Here is a 23,438-nt window from a genome sequence, read left to right as displayed (position 1 = left end):
AGAAACCGATCATCAACTGGTTTCTTTTTCTGTTGGATAAGACTTCATGTTATCGGTGCGATAGTCTTTCTATATTCGCCTTGCAGCTTGCTGAAGCGGGTCCCATACACTGTTAAAAGGCGGTGCATAGCTAATATCTAAATCTTCAAGGTCTGTCATGGTCAGCTCTTGGTAAAGGGCAGCTGCCATGACATCGATTCGTTTATCTACACCGTTTCTGCCGATGATTTGGGCACCAAGCAAGGTGTGGTCATCGCTTCTATAAACCAGTTTTACTTTCATTTTCTGCGCATCTGGGTAATATCCAGCGTGATCAGTACTGTCAATGGTGATGGTGGAGAAAGGGATGCTCGCTTCTTTTGCTTCTTTTTCTGATAAGCCCGTTCGTCCCGCTGTCATGTCCATAAATTTCATCACCGCTGTTCCGGTCACGCCTTGAAACGCCCGGTGTGTCCCCGTCATATGAAAGCCTGCGATTCTCCCTTGTTTATTCGCTGTCGTGCCGAGTGGAATATAATCCAGTGCTTTTTTTATGCGGTGATAGGTCGCTGCGCAATCCCCGGCAGCATAGATGTCTTTTACATTGGTCTGCATGTATTCATTCACCGCAATTGCTCCATTTTGAAGACGATTGATCTCTATGCCGTCTAAAAAGGCTGTTTGCGGAGTGACACCAATGGCGATGATGACCATATCCGTTGCAATGGTCTGTTTGTCTGTTTGAACAGCTGTTACATGTGTCCTGCCCTCTAATTTCTGCACTGTTTCTCCAAGCACCACGTGAATGCCTTGATCGTCTGCTTCTTCTTTAAGATATTTTGCCATATCGGGGTCAAAGCCTGGACCAAGTGTTGTTCCTCGTTGAATGATGTGAACGTCTTTTCCTAGCGCTTTTAAATTTTCTGCCATTTCTAAGCCGATATATCCTCCACCGATGATGGTGATATGTGTGACGTCTTTTTTTAAATGGTCTAAAATCGACAGGGCATGCGGGATTGTTTTTAATACGTGTACGCCTTCTAATGGATGGCTATCTAGATCCAGTGTAACGGGGCTTGCTCCTGTCGCAATTAACAGCCTGTCATACGTTTCTGTAAATGGTTCTTTTGTTTTGGTGTGAATGCCCGACACCGTTTTTTGCTCTGGGTCAATGGATGTCACTTCGTGTAAGCATCTGGCGTCAATTCCATATTTGTCGCGAAAGGTTTCAGCGCTGCGTGCGATGAGCTTTTTGTGATGATCAATGAGACCGCCGATCAAGTAGGGGAGTCCGCACTGTCCATATGAGAAAATCTCTCCTTTTTCAAAAGCCACAATGTGTGCGTCTGGATCCTCTCTATATATTTGCATAGCGCAGCTCATTCCTGCTGCATCTCCGCCAATCATCACATATTTCATTTGGTGTGCTCCCTTCTATCTATCAAACTGAATACTCTTATTTACCCTCATTTTCCTTTTTTTAATGCTTTTTTTCGCAAAAGAAGCAAACTTTAGTTGAAAAATAAAGACAGCGCCTTCATTTTAGGCTACAATCGGATTATCGTCTTTTTGGTTATGAGTTTAGTGAAGATTGGTGGGAAAGACTTTGAGTGACGAACGACTGGATTTTAATACACTATATACACGCCATACGAGAGAGGCCTGGGCAGCTCTTGGGGAATATATGCCGGTATCTGTTTCAGAAGAGGAAGCAAGAGCGCTTCAAGGGTTAAACGACTATTTATCGCTTGAAGAAGTTCGAGATATTTACATACCACTTATTCGTTTTCTGACATTACATGTCTTTGCAGAAAAACAAAAAAACCAGCATGTGAATGCTTTTTTAAACTACCCACATCATGCCAAAATCCCCTTTTTAATTGGGATTGCTGGAAGTGTGGCTGTTGGGAAAAGCACGACTGCGCGTATCATTGAGACTCTTTTATCGAGGCTTGGAGATGGGCTGAAGGTGAGTCTTGTGACAACTGATGGCTTTTTGTATCCCCAAAAAGAGTTAAAAGATCGAGGGCTGATGGAAAAGAAAGGCTTCCCAGAAAGCTATGATGTCAAAGCCCTTCTTTCTTTTTTAAATGAATTGAAGTCAGGTAAACAAACTGTGCATGCCCCGGTGTATTCGCATCTTACCTATGACCGGCTTGATGGGGTGTATGAAACAGTGGAGGATGCAGATATTGTGATCATCGAAGGGATCAATGTGCTGCAATCACCAGCACTTGAAGGTCTGAAGGATGAACCGCGCGTGTTTGTATCAGATTTCTTTGATTTTTCGATTTATGTGGATGCGGCTGAAACGCAAATACAATCTTGGTATAAAGAGCGGTTCCGTTTGCTGCGGGAAACAGCCTTCCAAGACCCTGAATCCTTCTTTCATCAATACAAAGATTTGACGGATAAAGAGGCGGATCAGATGGCAAGCACGATTTGGAATACAGTGAATCGCCCTAACTTATATCAAAATATTTTGCCGACAAAATATCGAGCTGATTTGATTTTGAAAAAAGGCGATCACCATAAGGTGGAAGAGATCGCCATCCGCCGGGTATAAAGAAAACCGCTCACACATGAGAGCGGTTTTCTTTATGACCTCCACTTACTTTAACAGCCACGGCAGCCGCCGATCGTTTTTTCAGGCGGTAGTATCCGATGAGTAAGAACGGTACACCCGCAATCGTGACAATGGACAGCACTGAAAAAATAGAAAGGGGATGTGCTGCGCCAAAATAGTCAATACACAATCCGCCGGCCCACGGTCCGATGACGCTGCCAAGCTGAGAAAATCCCATTGCGCCAAAGTACGATCCCTTCACTTCAGGCTTTGCAATATTGTCCACAAAGAGATCCATCATTGCAAACAGCAGTACTTCACCAATCGTAAATACGACAATGATGAAAGCAAGCATGCCAAGACTTTGTGAAAAAGAAATGGCAAACAAACTACCGGCAAGAAGAATATTCCCAGTGGTCAACGACAAAATGGTTGAGTAGCGCTTGGCGATCATGATGAGCGGATATTGCACGACAATGACAACGACTGCATTTAAGGATAAAAGATATCCAAACAGCTTAGGGCCATCCTCAATAACAGGAGACGCTGATAAATATTGAGGCAGCGTTGAGCTTAGATGTGAATAGCCAAACGAACATAAGGTAACGCCGATGAGGATAATGCTAAAGACCGTATCTTTTTGGATAATAGAAAGGGCTTTTTTGACGCTGATTTGTTTGATGCTTTCTGGAGCAGCAACTGGATGTTTCTGAAATTGCCATGCCAGCATTAATCCGTATAAAAAGTAAATAAAGGCAGCGACGAGAAACGGAAAGGTTGTTTTCGATGACCCGAGATATAAGCCGAGCAGCGGGCCGAAGATCACACCAATGTTAATGGCTGTATACCGTAAATTAAAAACAAATAATCGTATGCTTGACGGGGTGACATCTGATAAGAGCGCCTTAGATGTTGGCTCAAAAAGTGCACGGCACAGCCCATTTAAAGCGTTCATGATAAAGAAGACCCAAATGGCATCTGCAAATGCAAAGCCAACAAAAACAAGTGCCCAACCGAAGATGGATAGAAGCATGACCTTTTTTCTGCCGATTCGATCAGAAATATAGCCTCCGTAAAAACTCGCAACGATCCCAATAAGAGAGCTAACGGCAATGATTAACCCAGCTGAAGAGGCTGAGGCTCCTTTGACTTGAGTCAAATAAACGGCTAAAAAAGGAATACTCATGGACGTCGCCATTCGGCCAAATATTGTGCCGATGATGATCGTCCAACTAAGTGGATGTAAAGTACGTAAGTTATTTTTCATGCTGTTTCTCCCCTGAGATTGTAAGATGTTCCAATCATACATGAAAAATTGTGCAAATTAAATACACAATTTGATGGAGGAGACATCCGCCTGGCAGAGAAGCTTGAACTGGTCACAAATTCGGAGAGCGTGCTTCTTGTTGACGATGCATTTGAGGCCTTGATGGATATTGTCAGAAAAAGGAAGTGGGTGACTTTCCGCTGATTCGCACTGTCATTTGACGACAATCAATCGAGATCAATGGCGACAATTTGCTGCAAGGACAGGTTTAGAACATCTTCATCATTGACGATTTTCATGCGCTGCGTTTCATAATGAATGGCTTTGACCCAGCCCCAAAACTGCTCTTTCACACCTGAGGAGACATACGTGATGCAAATGGCTTGATCCTCGGTAATCGACTGTGTGATCAAAAAATTCATTTCCTCTAGCTGATCGGTGCTCAGCGGGGGAGGCGTATATTCTTTTTTCTTCCGTTTTTGAGCAAGAAGCTGCTCCCGGTGCTCTGGCAGCATCATTCGGCTCGATTCCCACATGATGTTGTATCCAGGTGTTAATTTATTGGGATTCATGGTTGTTTGCCTCCGTTATTTATAATGTCCGCCAATTTTTTCGGCGCGGTGATATGCCTGCCCTGCGCTTGTGAGTGACGAAGCGTGCAGTAATGCAGCAGGACCATACTTCATATGAATCGCATCGAATACTTTGCTGAGTTTGTCTTTCTTAAGATGGTGATCAAATAAAGTCAGCTGATATTGGCTGTCAGACTGCAGCTGTGAGAGAGTAATGCCCACACTGCGGATGGGCTGACCATCCCAGTGCTGCTGGAATAGCTGTATGGCTGCTTCTGCAATATCTGTGCCGTACTGTGTGGGTGAATGAAGCTTGATTTGTCTATGAAATCCTGTCGGATGTGAAAAATCAGCGCCTCTCACGCCGACAGACACCGTTTGCCCAAGATAATGCTTAAAACGTGCACGCCTTGCCACTTCTTCACTCAATTCAATAATGGCGACTTTGATGTCCTCAAAAGACGCATAATCATGGGGAAGGGTCATATGATGCCCAACGGCTTTTTGCTGATCATGTGTGTGAACGGTGACCGGTGAGGGATCGATCCCTAAAGCTGTTCGCTGCAAGAGCTCCCCATTGATTCCCCAGCGTTTTTGTAGCCGGTCTAATGGATAAGTAGCAAGCGTCCCAATGGTACTGATGCCCATTCGTTTTAAATGATGCTCCATTCGTTTGCCGACGCCAAATAATTTCCCAATCGGAAGCGGCCATAAATCAGCAGCAACCCGGTCTGCACGAAGTTCATAGATGCCAGATGTGTTTTGTTTAGCAAAGTGGTCACAGGCCATTTTAGCGAGCACTTTATTAGGACCGATGCCAATACGGGCGTAAATGCCAGTCTGGTTCATGATGGTGGTTTGTATATTTTCAGCGATCTCGCGCGGAGAGCCGAGTAGTGTCAGACTGCCTGTAATATCGAGAAACTGTTCATCAATTGAATACGGTTCGACAAGGTCTGTGTATTGTTCAAGCAGTTCTGTCATCATGACAGAGACATCAAGATAGCGCTGCATACGTGGACGTACGACCACTGCTTCGGGACATTTCTCCCGTGCTTCCCATAATCTTGATGCATTTTGTACGCCTCGTTTCTTGGCGAGAGGGCAGGCTGCAAGTACGACCCCGCTTCGCCGCTCTGGATCTCCTGAGACAATGAGCGGCACATCCTCCAAATGAGGAGCCTCCACTTTTTCTACTGACGCATAAAATGACTGCATATCCACAAGCAGAATCGCTCGTTCATTCATTGTTTTCACCTCTTAGAACATATGTTCTTATTGTAACCGTCAGGAGGCGAAATTCATACTGGTAAATCATTCAAAGAAAAGAGTGTATATCCATACAAAAAAGACGAAGTGGAAGACACTTCGTCTAATCTGATGCAAAATGAGCATGTTTTCATGCATGTGCCATGTTGTGGGATGTTTGGAGCGGTTCAGAGCGCAAACGATAGGCCGTCAGCTTTTTCTTTGGCTTATGTGTAAACTGCCGCACCACATCCACGTGGTCATCATAATGAAACAAATAAAGGGTCACATCCTGCTTGCCAAGCTTTGTTTGCATTGTAAGCGGCGCCGGCCCTTCATTCGGATGAAGAAAACGCTCTTCGTCACCAGGATAAATATAATAGCGTTCAATAAAGATCGCATCATTAAAATGTTGAATGATTTCAGATTTTTGCTGATCATCGAGCGGACGACCTTGAAAAGTCATATTTGTTTGATCACTTGTTACTTTTGCATGCACCGCATAACGACTAAAAAGGCGTTCAACAACACCAGAAGGCAGCGAAGTGACAAGCAACTTTAACAGACTAAACACAACAAGCGAAGTAACAATCCAAACCAATATCATCATCTCCAATAAACATTTGTTACATTTCCTATATGAACCATCTTAACATAACAAAAGAATGAAACTTTCGCACGAAAAGTGAACTTTATGAAATAAGTGTGAAAATTTAAAAGGAGATGGCGGCTGAAAGAAGATGAAAAAAGCTGAAACGAAAAAAGGCGGACACGTGACCTTTACAAATAATTCACCTGACAGGTAGACTATTGAAACAACAGTTTTTTTGTAAAAAAGAAAGATCAAATAAAGCCGAAATTGAAAAGGGGCGAGGTCGTTATGATACGTCAAGTGAAGCCGTCAGATTTTTACGCCGTCACATCCGTCATCCAAAGCTGGTGGGGAGGCAGAGATTTACGCGCAAAATTGCCAAAGCTATTTTTTGAACATTTTCAGCAAACAAGTTTTGTTGTCGTTGAAAAGGGTGAACTGATCGGCTTTTTAGTCGGTTTTTTATCGCAATCCCATTCAGATGAAGCGTATATTCACTTTGTTGGGGTACATCCAGACCATCGCAAATTAAAGATCGGCAAAATTCTCTATCAAGCGTTTTATGAAGCGGCTGAAAAGGAAGGAAGAACGACGATTAAGGCCGTCACAGCTCCTGTCAATAAAGTCTCCATTGCGTACCATACAAGGCTCGGATTTCAGATAGAAAAGGGAGATAAAACAGTAGATGGCATTTCGGTTTTTTCAGATTATGATGGTATGCATGAAGACCGTGTGTTATTTGTGAAAAAGTTAGAGGCGATGTCATGATTGTCAATTTAGATCAAACAAAAGGAGAGGTAGCAAAGCAGATCTTACATATTCAACTAGCTGCATACCAACAAGAAGCTGAACAAATTGGCTATGCCGATCTTCCACCATTAAAAGAGACCATTCAAGATGTAATGAAAGCAAAAGAGCAATTTATTGGTTTTGAGCAAAAGGGAATCTTACTAGGTGTTGCCTCTTATGAAGAGCAGAAAGATTATTTGATCATTAGTCGATTGGCTGTGCATCCCAAAGCGCTAAAACAGGGTATTGGAACAAGACTTATGTCTACAATTATGGAGAAAAATGTTCCTATAGAACTGACCACAGGACAAAAAAACACCCCTGCAAAAAGGCTATACGAAAAGTTAGGATTTCTTGAAACAAATGTGATTCATGTTGCAAAAGAGCTCACCTTATCAAAAATGAAATGGACACCGAGGCGAAAGGTTGAGGTTGTCGAATTCAAAAAAGAATGGCATGAAGAATTCCATCAAGAAAAGCAGCGACTCAAGCAAATCATTCAAAAGAGCTGGATAGAAGGACATCATATTGGTAGTACGTCAGTTGAAGGACTTGTTGCCAAACCAATTATTGATATATTAATAGAAGTAAGTCATATAAAAGAGATCGATAGAAAAAGAGAGAGCTTTGAACATCTTGGATATCAAGCGCTAGGTGAAAATGGCGTAAAAGGGAGACGTTTTTTTCAAAAGGGTGGCTTGAATCGTACGCATCATGTCCATGTTTATGAGAGAAATCATCCTGATGTGAAAAGACATTTATTGTTTCGAGATTACTTAAGAGTCCACCCAGAACGAGCTGCATCGTATGCGTCTGTCAAGGAACAATTAGCAAATCAGTATCCGGAAGATATACAAAGCTATATGGCGGGAAAGAATGAAATCATAAAAGAAATAAAAAATGAGGCATATCACTGGGATAGAGAAGGAAGAGAGGAAGCTCATAAATAAGCTACCTCTTTTCCTCGTTAATTAGGAAGCTGAACATGGCCTTTTACAATATAGGCCTGTGAAGCAGCAGTAGATGGAAGAGCGGGTAATTTATCCTTTACTATGACCCCGCGGATGTCTGTGATTCGAACAGGAAGAGATGTAGACCCCATATTAAATCCAAGGAAATGGTTGTAGTCTGTCTTTTCCATGTTCACCCATTGTCCATCTTTGTAATATTCCATTTTCATAATCGGATATTTATGATTGCGCACTTGAATCGCAGCCCACCACTTACTGCTACCTTCTTTTATTCTGTAAGCTACATTTCCGCTAATCGGTGCTTTTATAATTTTCCAACTAATTGGGATTTTCCCGTCTGCCATATTGCCGATTTTGGCAAAGGCATTAGGAGAAAGATCAAAAGCTCCTTTTGCTCCTTCTGGATATTTATCGGTTACATACACAACGGTTTTTCCTTTTGGACCCTTTACTTCAAGGTAAGCCCCTGCAAGTGCTGCATTTATCCCTTTATAGTTATAGTCATGGGGATTTAAAGCCGTAATTTTCATGTCAGATGGAATAGGATCTAATAATGCGGCGCCCCCTGAGTAACCAGATCCCGTATAAGTCGCATAGCTTTCTCGTACTTCATCAAGGACAGATGCCGCTTTCATGTTTGGCACAGCGAAACTCAACATCAATATCAGTGCCCCGATGAAGCAGAGAGATAATCTTTTTTTCACGATCTAAAACCTCCTGTTTATTCTTTTGAAATTGGTAGCGTCATAAGTATAATTCTAAAAAATAAGAAGCGAAAAGAGCCAATAGATAGATATAATCCTAGTGAGAAGAGCGTGTATTTCAAAGAATATGACTTTCGGATTTAGTCGTGTGTCATGTTTTATGGTGTTTTATGTGTTACAATGTAAGCATCAATTTAAAAAGGATGTTCGCCATGTATATTCACATCACAGAACTGGCTAAAACATATATAGAAAAACAGCAAACAGGAAACGAAACGAAGGAATTACTGCTTCGCTACGATTCAGAAGGTTGTGGCTGTGCAGTGAGTGGCGTACCAATGCTTTGGTTAACAAGTGAAAGAACAGGTGAATGGGAACAACTGAATAATAGCCAACATTTAAAACTATATATACACATTGCACAGAAGGTATTCTTTGATGAGGAAATGACCATCGATTTTAATGAAAAAGCCAATACATTGATGCTGAAAAGTCCTCAGCAAATACTCAGTCCAAGAATGGGCATACTTGTAAAGTAAGGTGGAAACGTAGTGGATCAGAAGCTTAGAGTGATACAAAACACGGCACAAAATAAAACATGGGTGTCGTTTTTAAATAACAATCATCCCTATAGCCTTTTGCACTGGTCAATAGGTGGAATGGATTCGGTGAAAAAGGACGTTTGGCTTCTTCAAGATGAAGTCACATTTGAAACGGAAGAATTTCCAACGCTTGAATTAGCTGTCAATTGGATTAAAGAGAATATGGATCAAGTAACAGATGTCTTATGAAGAGTCCTTTGCTGAAGGGGCTTTTTTTTCTGCCATCATCTCATCAAACAACAGGGCTGTCTAATCTGAAAAATGCTCTTTTTAAACGGAAAAAAGCAGTTTTTAACAAAAGATTCGACAAAACGAGAAAAATGAAAATGAAAAAATAGTGGCTGTAAATGCCGAAAAATAGGCAATGGAAGCGTTTATTGCGGGATACCGAAAACTTTGCGAAAAATGACATTTCATATTTCTTCCATTCGAGGAAATGTGATAGAATACAACATGTATCGTATATGAGAAGGGAGGTGCTAAAGTGAATTGAAGCTCAAGTTGTCATCGCCTCAGGTTGGAATCAAAATAAACGAATGGTATAGACAGATTTGCGGATTTCATGTCATGAAAGCAGAGAAGCTGAAGGCCGAGATCGAGCAGGAAATCCTTGAGATGGAGCAGGATCAAAACTTGTTATTGTTTTACCAGCTGATGGATTTTCGCCATAAGGTAATGCTTGAATATTTTGAACCGGCAAAAAAAGCCTCGAATGATGAAGAAATTAAGAATCTCCTTGAAACGATTGAACATTCGCAAACGAAATTAACGGATATGCTTGAATACTATGTTCATTTTTTCACAGGAATGTTTGAATTTGAGCAGAGAAACTATTTGAGCGCCATTGCTTATTACCGTTCAGCAGAAAAAAAGCTCAATCTCATATCAGATGATATAGAAAGAGCAGAATTTTACTTTAAATTAGCAGAAATATATTACCACATGAAACAAACCCACTTTTCGATGCACTATGCCTTGCAAGCGTTAGATACGTACTCTGCCTATAGAACGTACACGCTGAGAATCATCCACTGTGAATTTGTCATCGGTGCAAACTATGATGATTTGAAATGCTATGAACATGCATTGCCCTACTTTAAAAATGCTCTAAAGCGAGCACGCTCAATTGGAAACCCTCGAGTCATAGGTTCGGCCCTTTTCAACTTAGGTAACTGTTATTACCAAATGAATGATCTTCCGGAAGCAAGTCGTTATCTGAAAGACTCTCTTGAAGTGTTTGAAAAGGAGAATTTAACCCATCTAAATCGCTCTCTAGACCCACTATTTATGCTGACCCAAATCCTGTTTAAACAAAAAAAGATAGAAGAGTCGTTATCACTCTATCAACAAGGTATTATGAAAGCCTGTGAATTAGAAGATGAAATTTACATTTGCAAATTTCAGTTTCTAAAAGCACTATACGTTGATGCAGAAATAAAGATCATAGACGATACATTAGACCTGTTGGAGGACAAGCGCTTATACCCAGATATTGAGGAATTGGCACTTGATGCGGCTCATTATTATAATGAGCTCGGACTATTTGAAGTATCTACCCGGTTTTACGAAAGGAAAATTCAAGCTATATCAAAAATCCAAAATGGGGGTCATTTATATGAAAATGAGTTTGATAGTTCTTTTATTGGCAGCAACTGCAGGATTATCGGTCATGAGTCAGCAGCAATCGGAAGAGAGTCATATGGAAATGGCGGGCAGACACCATACAACAGTGGTGACTATCGTATAAGTTAGCTAAAAAAGAGGAGGCGAACTGCTGTTCATTCTCCTCTTTCATCTTGATTGAGTTCAAATCTTTGAAGAAATGCTTGGACCTCTTGTTCATAAGCTTCCTTATTTTCGCTAAAAGACATCGCATGAGCCCCATGTGGCGCAATAAATAACTGTTTATCACCCTTTTTTCGTGTATATAACTGCTGACTTTGCACACAAGGGATATAGTCGTCATGAAGGCTATGGATAAAGAGCACAGGTTCTTTCACTTGATCGATCACATCAAGCGGGGAAACTTGCCGGATGCGATATCCGTCCCGCCATTTTAACACTTGATCACTCAGTGGAAGAATCCAATGACCTGAAAGGCGAAAATCCGTTTTTAACCGATACACCAGCTGATCCTCAAAAGAAGCGAAGGGACAATCGGCAATGTAAAAATCCGCGGCTGCTTCAGGTTTTGCAGCATATAACAAGGTAGTGACTGCACCCATCGATTCCCCGTGTACACCAATGATGGCACTTTCCCCGAACCTTTTTCTGAGCCACTTCACCACCTGAGCTAAATCTTCTTTTTCATAGTATCCATAACTAGTGGTTTTCCCGCCACTCATTCCGTGTCTTCTATGATCATAAAGCATCACATTCCATCCGAGCTTTTGGAATAATTTCATATACTTAACTGAATTGATCAGACTGACAGTAACGCCGTGGCAAAGCACGATGGTGCGAGTTGTATGTGGAAACGGTACAAAATAGCCATGAAGATCATAACCAAAGGATGAGGGAATACAAACTTTCTCTTTTTTGAGCTGTTTAAATTCCTCGTGATGATAATGACCTTCATCTGATTCTCGTTTGATTAGCTCTTCATCCGTTAATTTACGAATATACATCATTTTATTGGTGAAAAAAAAGCCGATTGCAACGAGTGGAAATAATATAAAGGCAAGTAGAGCGATCCATTTCTTCATTAAGCCGATTCTTCCTTTCCGAAGTTTTTCCTACGATGATCATACCACATGTTGGGAGATTGGCGTGATTCTTGCTCAGCAAATAAAACGGATGATACACTAAGGCAAAAGGAGAGAGGCACAATGAAAAAGACCAATCAAGATCAAGCAAAACTAAAAGATGGCATAAATGATGATGTCAAACAGCAACTCCTTCAAATGAAGCAGAATCTTGCAGTCGAGACAGGAAAAAGAGAAGAACAAAAACGACAAGATCTCCTTCGACAGCAGAAAGAAAAAGAGAAAAATAAAAGCTTCTCAGAGCTGCTAGATGAAAGTCATTTAGACTGGAGAAAATATAAAAGCTAAAAAAGAGATCACAAGACGTGATCTCTTCAGATGTTGACAAAGGGCTAAAAATGATCTTTATTTTAGCCCTTTGTCTTCTTTTCAGCGTGATAGAAAACCTTTGAAGTCTAGGAAGGACGAGCACTGGAGCGGAGCGAATTTGACATTCGTGAGCACCGGCACGCAGGACTGACACCGAATGCGAGGGTTTGTCTACACGCAGATCACATGACGTGATCTCTTTTACGTTCTATTGAACCGATGCGCCTCATACACAGATGGTTTTGTATAGTATGTCAATGCTTTTACTTCTTGGCCGCTTAAAGAACGTGCATTTGCCGCTGCTACATTTTCTTTTAACTGTTTCACCGAGCTTGCGCCAAAAACAACGGAACTGACAGCAGAATGCTTGAGCAAATATTGAATGGACAGCTCGGTGAGCGATAGGTCATAAGCGACTTTCTTTAAAGAAGGAATGACCTGCTGAAGCTCATCAAATGAGTATTGAAGATAGCCGTTATGTTGAATGGCTGCACTTGCTTGAGAGAGTGGTTTTTCAGTTAAAAGCCCTTTGGCTAAAGGCCCTCTTGCGACGACGCTAATGCCTTGTTCTTCAAGAAGAGAAAACCATTCTTCAGGACGGCGGTCGAGTAAACTATATTGCATCATCACACTGACAATGTTCGACTTTTTGGCATATTCTTTAATGACATTAGGACGGATAGAAGATATGCCGTAATATCGAATGACGCCTTCTTTCACTAATTCTTCAAAAGCCTCAATGGTCTCATCAATTGGGTCATCAATCGTGCCGCCATGCAATTGATATAAATCAATATAATCTGTCTGAAGCCGCTTGAGGCTCTGTTTTACTGCCTCTTTTATGTACGCCTTTGAAGGGTCCCAGTCCCAGCCCGGTTTGCCTTTTTCAAAGCGGTTCCCGCCTTTTGTGGCCAAAATCAAATCTTGCCGTCTGTTCTTAATGGCTTCCCCGACAATTTCCTCATTTGTCCCAAAATCATATAAATCGGCTGTATCCAAATAGTTAATCCCAAGATCAATGGCTTCATCTAATAAAGAGAGCGCTTTTTCTTTTTCAGTCCCAAGGGACATACATCCTAGTGCAGACTCGCTCACCAAGAGATCAGAGGTACCAATTCGTCTTTTTTTCAATTTCATCACACTCCTATCCTTTCACATTAAGTGAAAAAAATTTGGAATTCAAGCTAGGTGATTTCAAATGGCGCATTTGAAGCGAGCGTTCGCTCTTCGCTTCTCCTAAATCATCTATGTTAAAATGAATGAAGTAAAAAGTGAAAGTAGAACGAGGAGCTGACAAAATTGAAGGACTTTGAAGAAAAAACATTATCATCTAAAGAATTATACAACGGAAAAATCATTGATTTGGTTCTTGAAGATGTAGAATTGCCAAACGGAAAACAGGGCAAACGAGAAATCATCAAACATCCAGGTGCAGTAGCAGTCATTGCACGTACGGACGAAAATAAAATCATTTTGGTCAAGCAATACCGTAAAGCACTAGAGAGAGCCATCGTTGAAATTCCGGCTGGGAAATTAGAACAAGGGGAAGAGCCGGCACATACAGCACTGAGAGAATTAGAAGAAGAAACAGGGTATACAGCTCAGCAGCTTAAAAAACTGACTGCTTTTTATACATCGCCTGGGTTTGCAGATGAACTTGTCCACATCTATCTTGCAGATCAGTTGGTTCCGCTTGAAGAAAAAAGAGAGCTGGATGAAGATGAATTTGTAGAAGTGATGGAAGTTTCATTAGAAGAAGCACTGCACCTCATTGAAAAACAGCATATTTATGATGCAAAAACAGCCTATGCCATTCAGTATTTACAACTGCAAGAGGTACTTGAGTCTACAAAATGAGGGAGTTTTTTGCCGACATCCATATTCATATAGGCAGAACGAGAACAGGCAGGGCTGTCAAAATTACAGGTGCAAGGTCGCTCACAATTGACCAAATTTTAATAGAAGCGTCACAAAATAAAGGGATGGGGATGATTGGTGTGATTGATGCACAATCTCCTGAAGTCCTAGAAGAGTTAATAGAGGGTGTAGAGGAAGAAAAGTACACTGAACTGAATGATGGAGGTCTATCATTTGGACAGACAGTTTTACTTTTAGGCAGTGAATTAGAAATCAATGACGGCCATTCAAAGGGTCCGATTCATGTGCTTGCGTTTATGCCCACATTACACAAAATGTCTAAGTTCTCCGCATGGCTCTCACTTCATATGAAAAATGTGCATTTGAGTTCACAGCGCCTATATGTTGATGGGAGAACACTTCAGCACAAGGTCAAGGAGCTTGGAGGATTATTTATTCCTGCCCATATTTTCACGCCGCACAAAAGTTTATACGGTAAAGGAGTAAACACTTCTTTAACAGAAGTATTCGATCCAGAACTCATTGATGCGGTTGAGCTTGGCCTTAGCTGCGATACGTCAATGGCCTCCCAGCTAAGTGAGCTGAACCGTTATCCTTTTTTAACGAATTCAGATGCTCATTCCTTAGGAAAAATTGCGCGAGAATATACAAAAATCAAAATGGATCATGCCTCTTTTGCCGAATTCAAACTAGCCCTTCAAGGAAAAGATGGCAGAAACATCACAGGAAATTATGGACTCGCCCCGCGGCTTGGAAAGTATTATCATACGACCTGCGAGAAATGCGGGGTAAGACCTGACAGCCCAGACCAAGAAAAGTGCCACGCATGCGGACATACCCGGATGATAAAAGGGGTGAGTGAGCGTTTAAAGGAGCTTGCTGACCAAGAAAGTGACAAAGGGACCAGACCTCCTTATGTTCACCAGCTCCCTCTTCAATTTATTCCGGGAGTCGGAGCCAAAACGTTAGACAAGCTAAAAGCCGTGTTTCACACAGAAATGAATATTCTTCATCAAGCAACAGAACAAGAACTAAAAGCTGTTCTGCCAGAAAAAACAGCCAATTACATCATTAAAGCAAGAAAAGGTGAAGTCGGACTGATCGCTGGTGGAGGCGGAGTCTACGGCAAGGTGGATATTAATCATGAGTCAACTTAAATGGACATGTCAAACATTTGAACAACTGCCGAAAGAGGATCTTTACCTTATTTTAATGGAAAGAGTCAACGTGTTTGTCGTAGAACAAAGGTGCCCTTATCCTGAAATCGATCATCGAGACCAAGAGGCACTTCATATCATTGCAAAAGAGAACGGCATCATTGTAGCTTATTGCCGAATATTCCAAAGCGGGATCATGTACCATGAGGCATCCATTGGCCGTGTCCTTGTGACGGAGGCTGGCCGGAAAAAAGGCTATGGGAAAATGCTGCTTAGCAAGGCGTTGGAAAAGCTTAGTGATTTAGGTGAAACAAGTGTCAAAATTCAGGCGCAAGCCTACCTGAAATCGTTTTACGAATCGTTTGGTTTCAAAGCCGTCTCAGATTGTTATGATGAAGATGGGATCCCGCATCTTGATATGGTGAAAACAGAAAGATAGGCGTGTATACGTCTATCTTTTTTATGTGCTTTCGTGTATCATAACGACAACGAAAGGGGTTTTGCCAAATGGGAAAAAGCAAAGAAAAGAAAAAACGAGAACATATTCAAAGGCAGCACAGCCGAAATCCAGAACTGTCAAGAGGATTCGTGCCGCATTTTAGCACACATGAAAGAAAGACTAAAACAAAACAAGAAGCCATGCAGCATATGATGAAGAAACATAAAGGAAGGAATGCTTATGATCGCTATCAAGAGGATCATAAGCATTTTTATTTTGCTTTTTTGTGACAAGTAGATCAAATAAATGGAAAAATTTTAAAAAATAGGACAAACGGTCGTTTCTTTTTGTCTAAAAATGTAGTTAAATGACAAAAAGCAATGAAAGGGAGAGTGAGTATCGTGAACGTCAAGTCATTTGGAGCAGGGCTTTGTATGGCAAGTATGCTGCTGGCATCAACCACGTTCGGTGCGTCAGATATAACTGCAAAGGAGCAAGCAAAAAAAGAGTATATGATCGGCTTTTCTTCTTCCGTTCAAGACAAAGCACAAAAACAGCTTGTAGAAGAAGCTGGTGGACATGTGAAAGAATCCATAGACCAAATAGATATGATGAAAGTTTCGTTGAATGAGACCTCGAAAGAGAAACTGAATCAAGCAAAAGAAGTTACCTTTATTGAGGAGGACCAAAAAGCAAAAACAAGCGGTCAAACCGTCCCATATGGCATTAAAAGCATCAAAGCACAAAAGGTACATAAACGAGGATATGCCGGACAGAATGTCAAAGTAGCTGTTCTTGATAGCGGCATCGATGGCAAACATGAAGATTTACACGTAACCGGCGGAGTCAGCTTTGTTCCAACAGAGTCCGATCCACTCGTTGACCCGCATGAACACGGAACCCATGTGGCAGGCACGATCGCAGCATTAGATAATAAAGTGGGCGTCATTGGTGTCGCGCCAAAAGCTTCTATCTATGCTATCAAGGTGGCAGATCAAAATGGTGACGGCTACTATAGCTGGATCATTAAAGGCATTGAGTGGGCGATCGAAAATGACATGGATGTCATCAATATTAGTATGGGGGGAGCAAGTGAATCTGAGGCGCTGAAAGAAGCGGTAGATAAAGCGTATGACAAAGGGATTCTCATTGTGGCTTCTGCCGGGAATGCTGGGAGTTATGGCTCACTCAATACGATTGACTACCCGGCCAAATACAGCTCAGTGATGGCTGTCGCATCTGTTGACCAAAGGAAGCAAAGAGCCTTTGATTCCTCTGTTGGCGAAGAGGTGGAAGTATCAGCACCAGGCGTTTCAACGCTAAGCACGATTCCTCATAACGAATATGGCTACAAAAGCGGTACGTCAATGGCATCACCTCATGTTACGGGTGCTGCGGCTGTGATTCTATCAAAACATCCTAATCTGACAAACGAAGAAGTGCGCGAAAGACTTTCAAAAACAGCAACAAAGCTTGGAGATCCTTTTTATTATGGTGCCGGGCTTGTGAACGTACAAAAAGCGTCACGATAAATGAAAAAGAGAAAGCAGCCTGTACACTGCTTTCTCTTTTTTCTTTCGATAAAACTGTCATGTTTCGTATTCTCTCTCATAGAATCTAGTAACCTTTACTATTTGGGAGGAAGACGCATGCGGAAAAAGTCTTGGAAGGAACATCTTCTTCAGCACGTAAAAGATCATCTATCGATTTATTTGTTTGTCTCGGTACTCTTTTTAATGGGCGTCATCTTTGGGGCTATTATCGTCAACAGCATGACAATCAGTCAGAAAGAGGATTTATTCTATTATTTAAATCAATTTTTTGGTCAGCTGACGAATGAGAAAGCGGCAGAATCAAAAGAAATGTTTTTGCAAAGCTTCCTGCATCATATGAAATATTTAGGCCTCATGTGGATACTAGGAATTTCCATCATTGGTCTGCCGCTCATCTTTCTCATGATCTTTTTAAAAGGGATTGTCGTTGGCTTTACTGTTGGTTTTCTAGTGAATCAAATGGGGCTCAGTGGATTTTTTCTTTCTTTCGTATCGGTTCTTCCGCAAAATATTTTGCTCATTCCAGCATATTTAGTCATCGGAACATGTGCGATTGCGTTTTCCATCCGTCTCATTGGACAGCTTTTCATGAAAAAAACGATCAGTCAAGCGCCAGTCCAGTGGTTTGGACGGTATGCATCTGTTCTGCTGATGATATTAGCGCTTGCTGCACTCTCATCCTTTTTTGAATCGTACTTATCATTCATGCTGATGAAAAAGCTAGCCGGTGTCCTGTTTTAATATTTTTTATAATCGTTATTAAATAATAATCAATTTATTTATCATTTTAAAATGATTATAGTTGGCTCTCTGCACATCATTTGATATAATGATCAAGTAATGTGGCGTAGGAGGGAAAGTCAATGGAAAATCGGATTGATCGAATTAAGAAACAGCTTCATTCTTCCAGCTATAAGCTCACGCCACAGCGTGAAGCAACAGTCAGAGTACTGCTTGAGAATGAAGAAGACCATTTAAGTGCAGAAGATGTATACCTCCTCGTAAAAGAGAAGTCTCCTGAAATTGGTCTTGCTACTGTTTATCGGACGTTAGAATTGCTAACTGAACTGAAAGTTGTTGATAAAATTAACTTTGGAGACGGCGTTTCGCGATATGATCTTCGCAAAGAAGGAGCCGCCCACTTCCATCACCATCTTGTCTGCATGGAATGCGGGACAGTCGATGAGATAGAAGATGATTTATTAGAAGATGTTGAAGAGATTATTGAACGCGACTGGAAATTTAAAATTAAGGATCATAGATTGACATTCCATGGTATTTGCCATCGCTGTCATGATGATGAATCCGGCCAATAATCCGAATTGGAACCTTTTCATTTCATATGAAGAGGTTTTTTGCATTTTCGCTGTATATTCCTTGTCCCACCTGGCATATGCTGAAGTAATGAGAAGATGAGAAAGGACATGAAGATCATGCGAAAATGGCTCAAAACAACAGGTGAAGTGATGAAAGTATTTATCTTGTTCACTGGTTTTACCGTCCTGTTCTATTATGCTATGATATGGATAAATTCAGAATATGAAAGCTACCATCGTTATGATAAACCAGAGGGTGCAGCGATTAAAGTGATGGAAATGGATCAGCCGAATCAAGACAACTGGCAAGACCGATTGATTTATTTTTATCAAAACGGGGAGTAGAAACCATTGAACGATCAATTATCCGACTTTATTCATTTTATGACGGTAGAGAGAGGACTCTCTGAAAATACCATTGTCTCTTATAAAAGAGATTTACAGAACTACTTGTCTTTTTTAATGACAGACGAGCAACTAGCCGATATCAAAGACGTCACGCGTCTTCATATCATTCATTATTTAAAGCAGCTAAAAGAGGAAGGGAAATCGAGCAAAACGTCCGTAAGGCATCTATCATCGATTCGCTCCTTTCACCAATTTCTGCTACGGGAAAAAGTGACAACAGATGACCCGTCATGGAACATTGAAACGCAAAAAACAGAGCGGAAATTACCGAAAGTTCTATCACTCGGTGAGGTCGAAAAGCTGCTCGATACACCAAAGCAGCACACACCATTTGACTACCGGGACAAAGCTATGCTGGAGCTTTTATATGCAACAGGCATTCGCGTGAGTGAAATGCTGGATCTGACCCTTGCAGATGTTCATCTTACAATGGGCTTTATCCGCTGCTTTGGAAAAGGAAGAAAAGAGCGAATTGTGCCAATTGGCGAAGCCGCTGCAAGTGCGATTGAAGAATATATAGAAAAAGGAAGAAGCAAGCTGCTAAAAAAACAGCCAGCCGATGCCTTATTCCTCAATCATCACGGGAAAAAGATGTCGCGGCAAGGCTTCTGGAAGAACTTAAAAAAACGAGCCATCGAAGCAGGCATTCAAAAGGAATTGACGCCTCATACGCTCAGACATTCATTTGCTACACATCTGCTTGAAAACGGTGCTGATCTAAGAGCCGTACAGGAGATGCTCGGGCATGCGGATATATCAACAACACAAATTTATACACATGTGACGAAAACAAGACTGAAAGATGTGTATCACAAATTCCATCCAAGGGCATAAGTAAAGCATGGCACGGTGAACGTGTACCATGCTTTTTGTTGTTTGTACCGTTTATAGTTGTCAATTGACTTGTAAACGGTTTATACTTGAGATGTCTGACCTCTCTATATTTGAAAGGTCAAAGGACAAGAATATTGAAGGAGGCGCTTTTTAATGCCTGATTATCAGTATAAACGCATTTTCCTCATTGTGATGGATTCAGTAGGGATTGGTGAAGCACCAGATGCTGCTGATTTTAATGATGTAGGTGCAGATACACTTGGACATATTGCTGAAAAAATGAACGGGCTTCATATGCCGAATATGGCGAAGCTTGGGCTGAGTCATATTAAAGAAATCAAAGGAATTCCAGCGGACGAAAAACCGCTTGCGTATTATGGAAAGATGCAAGAAGCATCAAATGGGAAAGACACAATGACAGGACACTGGGAAATCATGGGTCTTTACATAGACACACCGTTTAAAGTCTTTCCAGACGGATTCCCAGATGAACTATTAAATGAACTAAAAGAAAAAACAGGACGGGGCATCATTGGGAATAAACCAGCATCTGGGACAGAAATTCTGGATGAGCTTGGCGAAGAGCACATGAAAACAGGTGATTTAATCGTTTATACATCTGCGGATTCTGTTTTGCAAATTGCTGCGCACGAAGAAGTTGTGCCACTGGAAGAGCTCTACCGCATTTGTGAAATTGCACGAGAACTGACTTTAGATGAAAAATATATGGTAGGACGCATTATTGCTCGTCCGTTTGTCGGGGAGCCTGGGGCATTTGTCAGAACGCCAAACCGTCATGACTATGCTTTAAAACCATTTGACCGTACCGTTATGAATGAGCTGAAAGATGATGGGCTTGATGTCATTGCCATTGGAAAAATCTCTGATATTTATGACGGTGAAGGAATTACATCTTCTCTCAGAACGAAATCAAATATGGATGGAATGGACAAGCTCGTCGAGACACTTAAAACAGACTTTACAGGACTCAGCTTTTTAAACCTTGTTGATTTTGACGCTCTTTATGGGCACAGAAGAGACCCAGAGGGCTACGGAAAAGCACTAGAGGAATATGACGCACGTCTTCCTGAAGTGTTTGACCTGTTAAAAGAGGATGATCTCCTTGTGATCACAGCAGATCACGGAAATGACCCAGTTCATCACGGAACAGACCATACAAGAGAATACGTTCCACTTATTGCTTACAGTAAAAAGCATCAGGAAGCAAATGAACTGCCAACAGCAAAAACCTTTGCTGATCTTGGGGCAACGGTAGCAGATAATTTCAAGTCAGCGATGCCAAAATACGGTACAAGCTTTTTATCTAAACTCAAATAGGGGGAAATCTCGTGGGAGCACAGTTTTCAGAAGCGGCGGCATACATTAAACAAGCATCGTCATACGTACCAACAGTTGGATTGATCTTAGGTTCAGGGCTTGGCATTTTAGCAGATGAGATTGAAAATCCAATCAAATTGAAATATGAAGATATCCCTGGATTCCCTGTTTCAACAGTAGAGGGACATGCAGGACAGCTCGTCATCGGGACGCTGAAAGGCACCGTCGTATGTGCAATGCAAGGACGTTTTCATTTCTATGAAGGATATGATATGAAGCAAGTAACGTTTCCTGTTCGTGTGATGAAAGAAATTGGCATTGAGACATGTATTGTGACAAATGCAGCCGGCGGCGTGAATACGTCCTTTCATCCAGGTGATCTGATGCTGATTACGGATCATATCAATATGATGGGGACCAATCCATTAATCGGACCAAATGACAGTCAAGGCGTTCGTTTCCCTGACATGTCTGCACCATACGATAAAGATTTGCTGGCACTTGCAGAAAAAACGGCTCAACACTTAGGCATATCTGTACAGCAGGGAGTATATGCCGGGATGACAGGTCCTTCATATGAAACACCAGCTGAAGTTCGTTTCCTTAGAACGCTTGGAGCAGATGCAGTGGGAATGTCGACTGTCCCAGAAGTGATTGTTGCGCGTCATGCAGGAATGAAAGTGCTTGGTATTTCATGTATCTCCAATGCCGCATCAGGTATTTTAGATCAGCCGCTTTCTCATGATGAAGTCATTGAAGTGACGGAAAAAGTGAAAGCAAGTTTCCTTGATTTAGTAAAAGATGTTGTGGAGCAACTCTCATAATATGTTTCCAAAAGTCTTCTGTTCATTAAACAGAAGACTTTTTTATATGTAATCAAACGATCTCTGAATAAAACAGCCTGTATGAGGAAAAAATAGAAAGGATTACGATAATGGAGGTCTGCCACTTGAAACGTCATATATGTGCATTGTTTATTTTAATGATTCTTATCTCAATGGTTTCACCATCAGCGATAGCAAAAGAAAAGATAGAAAAACCAGGAGAAAAACAAACATCAGAATTGGCGCATGAAGCCAAATCAGCCATCTTAATTGAACGTGACACGGGGAAGGTGCTTTACAACAAAAACAGCGATGAAAAGCTTGCACCTGCAAGTATGACCAAAATCATGACCATGCTTCTCATTATGGAAGCAATGGACCAAGGAAAGCTGAAAATGACAGACAAGGTCAGAACGAGCGACTATGCGGCATCCATGGGAGGCTCACAAATTTTCCTTGAACCAGGAGAAGAAATGACTGTGAAAGAAATGCTGAAAGGCATTGCAATTGCTTCAGGAAATGATGCATCTGTTGCCATGGCAGAACATATTGCTGGATCTGAAGAACAGTTCGTTGAGCAGATGAACAAAAAGGCAAAAGAACTCGGGCTCACCTCAACAGTCTTTCAAAACCCAACGGGACTTCCTGAAAAAGATCATTACAGCACAGCTCATGATATGGCAAAAATGGCGAAAGAGTTGTTGAAATATGAACAAATCACCAAATTCACAGGTGTCTATGAAGACTATCTTCGTCAAAACACGGATAAAAAATTCTGGCTTGTGAACACGAACCGACTAATTAAATTTTATCCAGGCGTCGATGGATTGAAAACAGGTTTTACAGGCGAGGCAAAATACTGTTTAACCGCATCAGCTAAAAAAGGCAACATGCGCGTCATTGCTGTCGTATTTGGCGCAAGTACACCGAAGGACAGAAACGCCCAAGTGGTCAAAATGTTAGACTATGCATTTAGTCAATATACAACCCATCCACTTTACAAACGAGGACAAGACGTGGCAGAGATCAAAGTGAGCAAAGGGAAAAAGAAGAAAATTCAGCTTGTCACTTCTGAACCGATCTCCCTTTTAACGAAAAAAGGCGAAAATGTGGATCAGATTAAAAAAGAAATCAAATTGACTCATGATGTCAAGGCCCCATTTTCAAAAGGGACGGAACTTGGCACCATTGTCTTGAAAAAAGACGGTAAAGTACTGCATGAAAGCCCTGTAGAAGCAAAAGAAGGAATGGAAAAAGCAGGGGTTTGGACTTTCTTCAAACGGGCCATGGCCGAATTTATAAAATGGAAATAAAGGATAAAGACTGC

General features: G+C 41.4%; 27 protein-coding genes. 19 read left to right on the top strand and 8 right to left on the bottom strand.

All coding sequences use genetic code 11. The annotated features are described in order from the left end of the window. Positions 1 to 69 precede the first annotated feature (69 nt). Positions 70 to 1,398, bottom strand: a complete 1,329-nt coding sequence (locus tag NPA43_RS10660) for a CoA-disulfide reductase (RefSeq protein ID WP_256498758.1) — start codon at positions 1,396 to 1,398, stop codon at positions 70 to 72. Between the two features lie 187 nt (positions 1,399 to 1,585). Between NPA43_RS10660 and coaA the strand changes: the two genes are divergently transcribed. Further along, positions 1,586 to 2,545 carry a type I pantothenate kinase gene (gene coaA / locus NPA43_RS10655; protein WP_099726736.1) on the top strand — a complete coding sequence of 320 codons (960 nt, stop codon included), beginning with the start codon at positions 1,586 to 1,588 and terminating at the stop codon, positions 2,543 to 2,545. A 10-nt stretch (positions 2,546 to 2,555) separates the two neighbouring features. Here coaA and NPA43_RS10650 read toward each other — a convergent pair whose 3' ends face one another. The 4 genes from NPA43_RS10650 to NPA43_RS10635 all read right to left on the bottom strand — a co-directional run bounded on the left by NPA43_RS10650 (position 2,556) and on the right by NPA43_RS10635 (position 6,233). Beyond that, positions 2,556 to 3,812, bottom strand: a complete 1,257-nt coding sequence (locus tag NPA43_RS10650; protein ID WP_099726737.1) for an MDR family MFS transporter — start codon at positions 3,810 to 3,812, stop codon at positions 2,556 to 2,558. Between the two features lie 227 nt (positions 3,813 to 4,039). After that, positions 4,040 to 4,384: a YolD-like family protein gene (locus tag NPA43_RS10645; protein WP_099726738.1), complete on the bottom strand. Its 345-nt coding sequence runs from the start codon at positions 4,382 to 4,384 to the stop codon at positions 4,040 to 4,042. 15 nt (positions 4,385 to 4,399) lie between these two features. Continuing rightward, entirely contained in the window at positions 4,400 to 5,632 is a 1,233-nt protein-coding gene (locus NPA43_RS10640; RefSeq protein ID WP_256498757.1) for a DNA polymerase IV, read from the bottom strand. Between the two features lie 151 nt (positions 5,633 to 5,783). Then, positions 5,784 to 6,233, bottom strand: a complete 450-nt coding sequence (locus NPA43_RS10635) for a YfmQ family protein (RefSeq protein ID WP_099726740.1) — start codon at positions 6,231 to 6,233, stop codon at positions 5,784 to 5,786. 279 nt (positions 6,234 to 6,512) lie between these two features. Here NPA43_RS10635 and NPA43_RS10630 point away from each other — a divergent pair, with 279 nt between their 5' ends. Both NPA43_RS10630 and NPA43_RS10625 read left to right on the top strand, forming a co-directional pair. Further along, entirely contained in the window at positions 6,513 to 6,992 is a 480-nt protein-coding gene (locus NPA43_RS10630) for a GNAT family N-acetyltransferase (RefSeq protein ID WP_099726741.1), read from the top strand. Next, positions 6,989 to 7,963: a bifunctional GNAT family N-acetyltransferase/GrpB family protein gene (locus tag NPA43_RS10625; protein ID WP_256498756.1), complete on the top strand. Its 975-nt coding sequence runs from the start codon at positions 6,989 to 6,991 to the stop codon at positions 7,961 to 7,963. Before NPA43_RS10630 ends, NPA43_RS10625 begins: the two co-directional genes overlap by 4 nt. A gap of 17 nt (positions 7,964 to 7,980) precedes the next feature. On the opposite strand, the gene NPA43_RS10620 is transcribed toward NPA43_RS10625, so the two are convergent. Then, positions 7,981 to 8,688 carry an expansin EXLX1 family cellulose-binding protein gene (locus NPA43_RS10620; protein WP_305881438.1) on the bottom strand — a complete coding sequence of 236 codons (708 nt, stop codon included), beginning with the start codon at positions 8,686 to 8,688 and terminating at the stop codon, positions 7,981 to 7,983. Between the two features lie 212 nt (positions 8,689 to 8,900). On the opposite strand from NPA43_RS10620, the gene NPA43_RS10615 reads away from it, so the two are divergent. From NPA43_RS10615 to NPA43_RS10605, 3 genes are all read left to right on the top strand, one after another. Then, positions 8,901 to 9,227: an iron-sulfur cluster biosynthesis family protein gene (locus NPA43_RS10615; RefSeq protein WP_034319861.1), complete on the top strand. Its 327-nt coding sequence runs from the start codon at positions 8,901 to 8,903 to the stop codon at positions 9,225 to 9,227. A gap of 12 nt (positions 9,228 to 9,239) precedes the next feature. Continuing rightward, the gene (locus NPA43_RS10610) at positions 9,240 to 9,479 is read left to right on the top strand and encodes a YqkC family protein (RefSeq protein WP_099726744.1); all 240 of its coding nucleotides are present in this window, start codon (positions 9,240 to 9,242) and stop codon (positions 9,477 to 9,479) included. 300 nt (positions 9,480 to 9,779) lie between these two features. Beyond that, on the top strand, positions 9,780 to 11,042 hold the full coding sequence (locus tag NPA43_RS10605; protein ID WP_099726745.1) for a response regulator aspartate phosphatase: 1,263 nt from the start codon (positions 9,780 to 9,782) through the stop codon (positions 11,040 to 11,042). A gap of 26 nt (positions 11,043 to 11,068) precedes the next feature. On the opposite strand, the gene NPA43_RS10600 is transcribed toward NPA43_RS10605, so the two are convergent. Beyond that, on the bottom strand, positions 11,069 to 11,995 hold the full coding sequence (locus tag NPA43_RS10600; protein WP_099726746.1) for an alpha/beta hydrolase: 927 nt from the start codon (positions 11,993 to 11,995) through the stop codon (positions 11,069 to 11,071). A gap of 123 nt (positions 11,996 to 12,118) precedes the next feature. Between NPA43_RS10600 and NPA43_RS10595 the strand changes: the two genes are divergently transcribed. Further along, entirely contained in the window at positions 12,119 to 12,343 is a 225-nt protein-coding gene (locus NPA43_RS10595) for a YqkE family protein (RefSeq protein ID WP_099726747.1), read from the top strand. A 222-nt stretch (positions 12,344 to 12,565) separates the two neighbouring features. Here the strand turns inward: NPA43_RS10595 and NPA43_RS10590 are convergent, their stop codons facing one another. Then, on the bottom strand, positions 12,566 to 13,495 hold the full coding sequence (locus NPA43_RS10590; RefSeq protein ID WP_099726748.1) for an aldo/keto reductase: 930 nt from the start codon (positions 13,493 to 13,495) through the stop codon (positions 12,566 to 12,568). A 168-nt stretch (positions 13,496 to 13,663) separates the two neighbouring features. On the opposite strand from NPA43_RS10590, the gene NPA43_RS10585 reads away from it, so the two are divergent. The 12 genes from NPA43_RS10585 to NPA43_RS10530 all read left to right on the top strand — a co-directional run bounded on the left by NPA43_RS10585 (position 13,664) and on the right by NPA43_RS10530 (position 23,424). Then, positions 13,664 to 14,221: an NUDIX hydrolase gene (locus NPA43_RS10585; protein WP_099726749.1), complete on the top strand. Its 558-nt coding sequence runs from the start codon at positions 13,664 to 13,666 to the stop codon at positions 14,219 to 14,221. Next, a complete protein-coding gene (locus tag NPA43_RS10580; RefSeq protein ID WP_256498754.1) occupies positions 14,218 to 15,399 on the top strand; it encodes a TIGR00375 family protein in 1,182 nt (393 codons plus the stop codon). Before NPA43_RS10585 ends, NPA43_RS10580 begins: the two co-directional genes overlap by 4 nt. Further along, positions 15,386 to 15,838: a GNAT family N-acetyltransferase gene (locus NPA43_RS10575; protein ID WP_099726751.1), complete on the top strand. Its 453-nt coding sequence runs from the start codon at positions 15,386 to 15,388 to the stop codon at positions 15,836 to 15,838. The genes NPA43_RS10580 and NPA43_RS10575 overlap by 14 nt, the downstream gene beginning before the upstream one ends. Before the next feature lie 68 nt (positions 15,839 to 15,906). Then, complete coding sequence (locus tag NPA43_RS10570; RefSeq protein ID WP_230030354.1) at positions 15,907 to 16,128, top strand: hypothetical protein; 222 nt, start codon at positions 15,907 to 15,909, stop codon at positions 16,126 to 16,128. Between the two features lie 111 nt (positions 16,129 to 16,239). Further along, positions 16,240 to 17,370 carry a S8 family peptidase gene (locus tag NPA43_RS10565; RefSeq protein ID WP_099726753.1) on the top strand — a complete coding sequence of 377 codons (1,131 nt, stop codon included), beginning with the start codon at positions 16,240 to 16,242 and terminating at the stop codon, positions 17,368 to 17,370. Positions 17,371 to 17,487: 117 nt separating this feature from the next. Next, positions 17,488 to 18,132 (top strand): stage II sporulation protein M, encoded by a 645-nt coding sequence (gene spoIIM, locus NPA43_RS10560; RefSeq protein ID WP_034319889.1) that lies wholly within the window; start codon positions 17,488 to 17,490, stop codon positions 18,130 to 18,132. A gap of 122 nt (positions 18,133 to 18,254) precedes the next feature. After that, positions 18,255 to 18,707 carry a ferric iron uptake transcriptional regulator gene (gene fur, locus NPA43_RS10555; RefSeq protein WP_034319892.1) on the top strand — a complete coding sequence of 151 codons (453 nt, stop codon included), beginning with the start codon at positions 18,255 to 18,257 and terminating at the stop codon, positions 18,705 to 18,707. A 117-nt stretch (positions 18,708 to 18,824) separates the two neighbouring features. Continuing rightward, positions 18,825 to 19,052 (top strand): YqzK family protein, encoded by a 228-nt coding sequence (locus tag NPA43_RS10550; protein WP_003215798.1) that lies wholly within the window; start codon positions 18,825 to 18,827, stop codon positions 19,050 to 19,052. Positions 19,053 to 19,058: 6 nt separating this feature from the next. Beyond that, complete coding sequence (gene xerD, locus NPA43_RS10545; protein ID WP_099726754.1) at positions 19,059 to 19,949, top strand: site-specific tyrosine recombinase XerD; 891 nt, start codon at positions 19,059 to 19,061, stop codon at positions 19,947 to 19,949. A gap of 153 nt (positions 19,950 to 20,102) precedes the next feature. After that, positions 20,103 to 21,287, top strand: coding sequence for a phosphopentomutase (gene deoB / locus NPA43_RS10540; RefSeq protein WP_099726755.1), 1,185 nt, complete (start codon positions 20,103 to 20,105; stop codon positions 21,285 to 21,287). Positions 21,288 to 21,298: 11 nt separating this feature from the next. Continuing rightward, a complete protein-coding gene (locus NPA43_RS10535; RefSeq protein WP_256498753.1) occupies positions 21,299 to 22,111 on the top strand; it encodes a purine-nucleoside phosphorylase in 813 nt (270 codons plus the stop codon). A 158-nt stretch (positions 22,112 to 22,269) separates the two neighbouring features. Next, complete coding sequence (locus NPA43_RS10530) at positions 22,270 to 23,424, top strand: D-alanyl-D-alanine carboxypeptidase family protein (RefSeq protein ID WP_370461106.1); 1,155 nt, start codon at positions 22,270 to 22,272, stop codon at positions 23,422 to 23,424. The last annotated feature ends 14 nt before the right edge of the window (positions 23,425 to 23,438 follow it).

The organism is Bacillus pumilus, from assembly GCF_024498355.1.
Taxonomy (GTDB): Bacteria; Bacillota; Bacilli; order Bacillales; family Bacillaceae; genus Bacillus; species Bacillus pumilus_P.
Note: the sequence above shows the minus strand (reverse complement) of the source record. Positions and strands in the feature narration are given on the sequence as shown.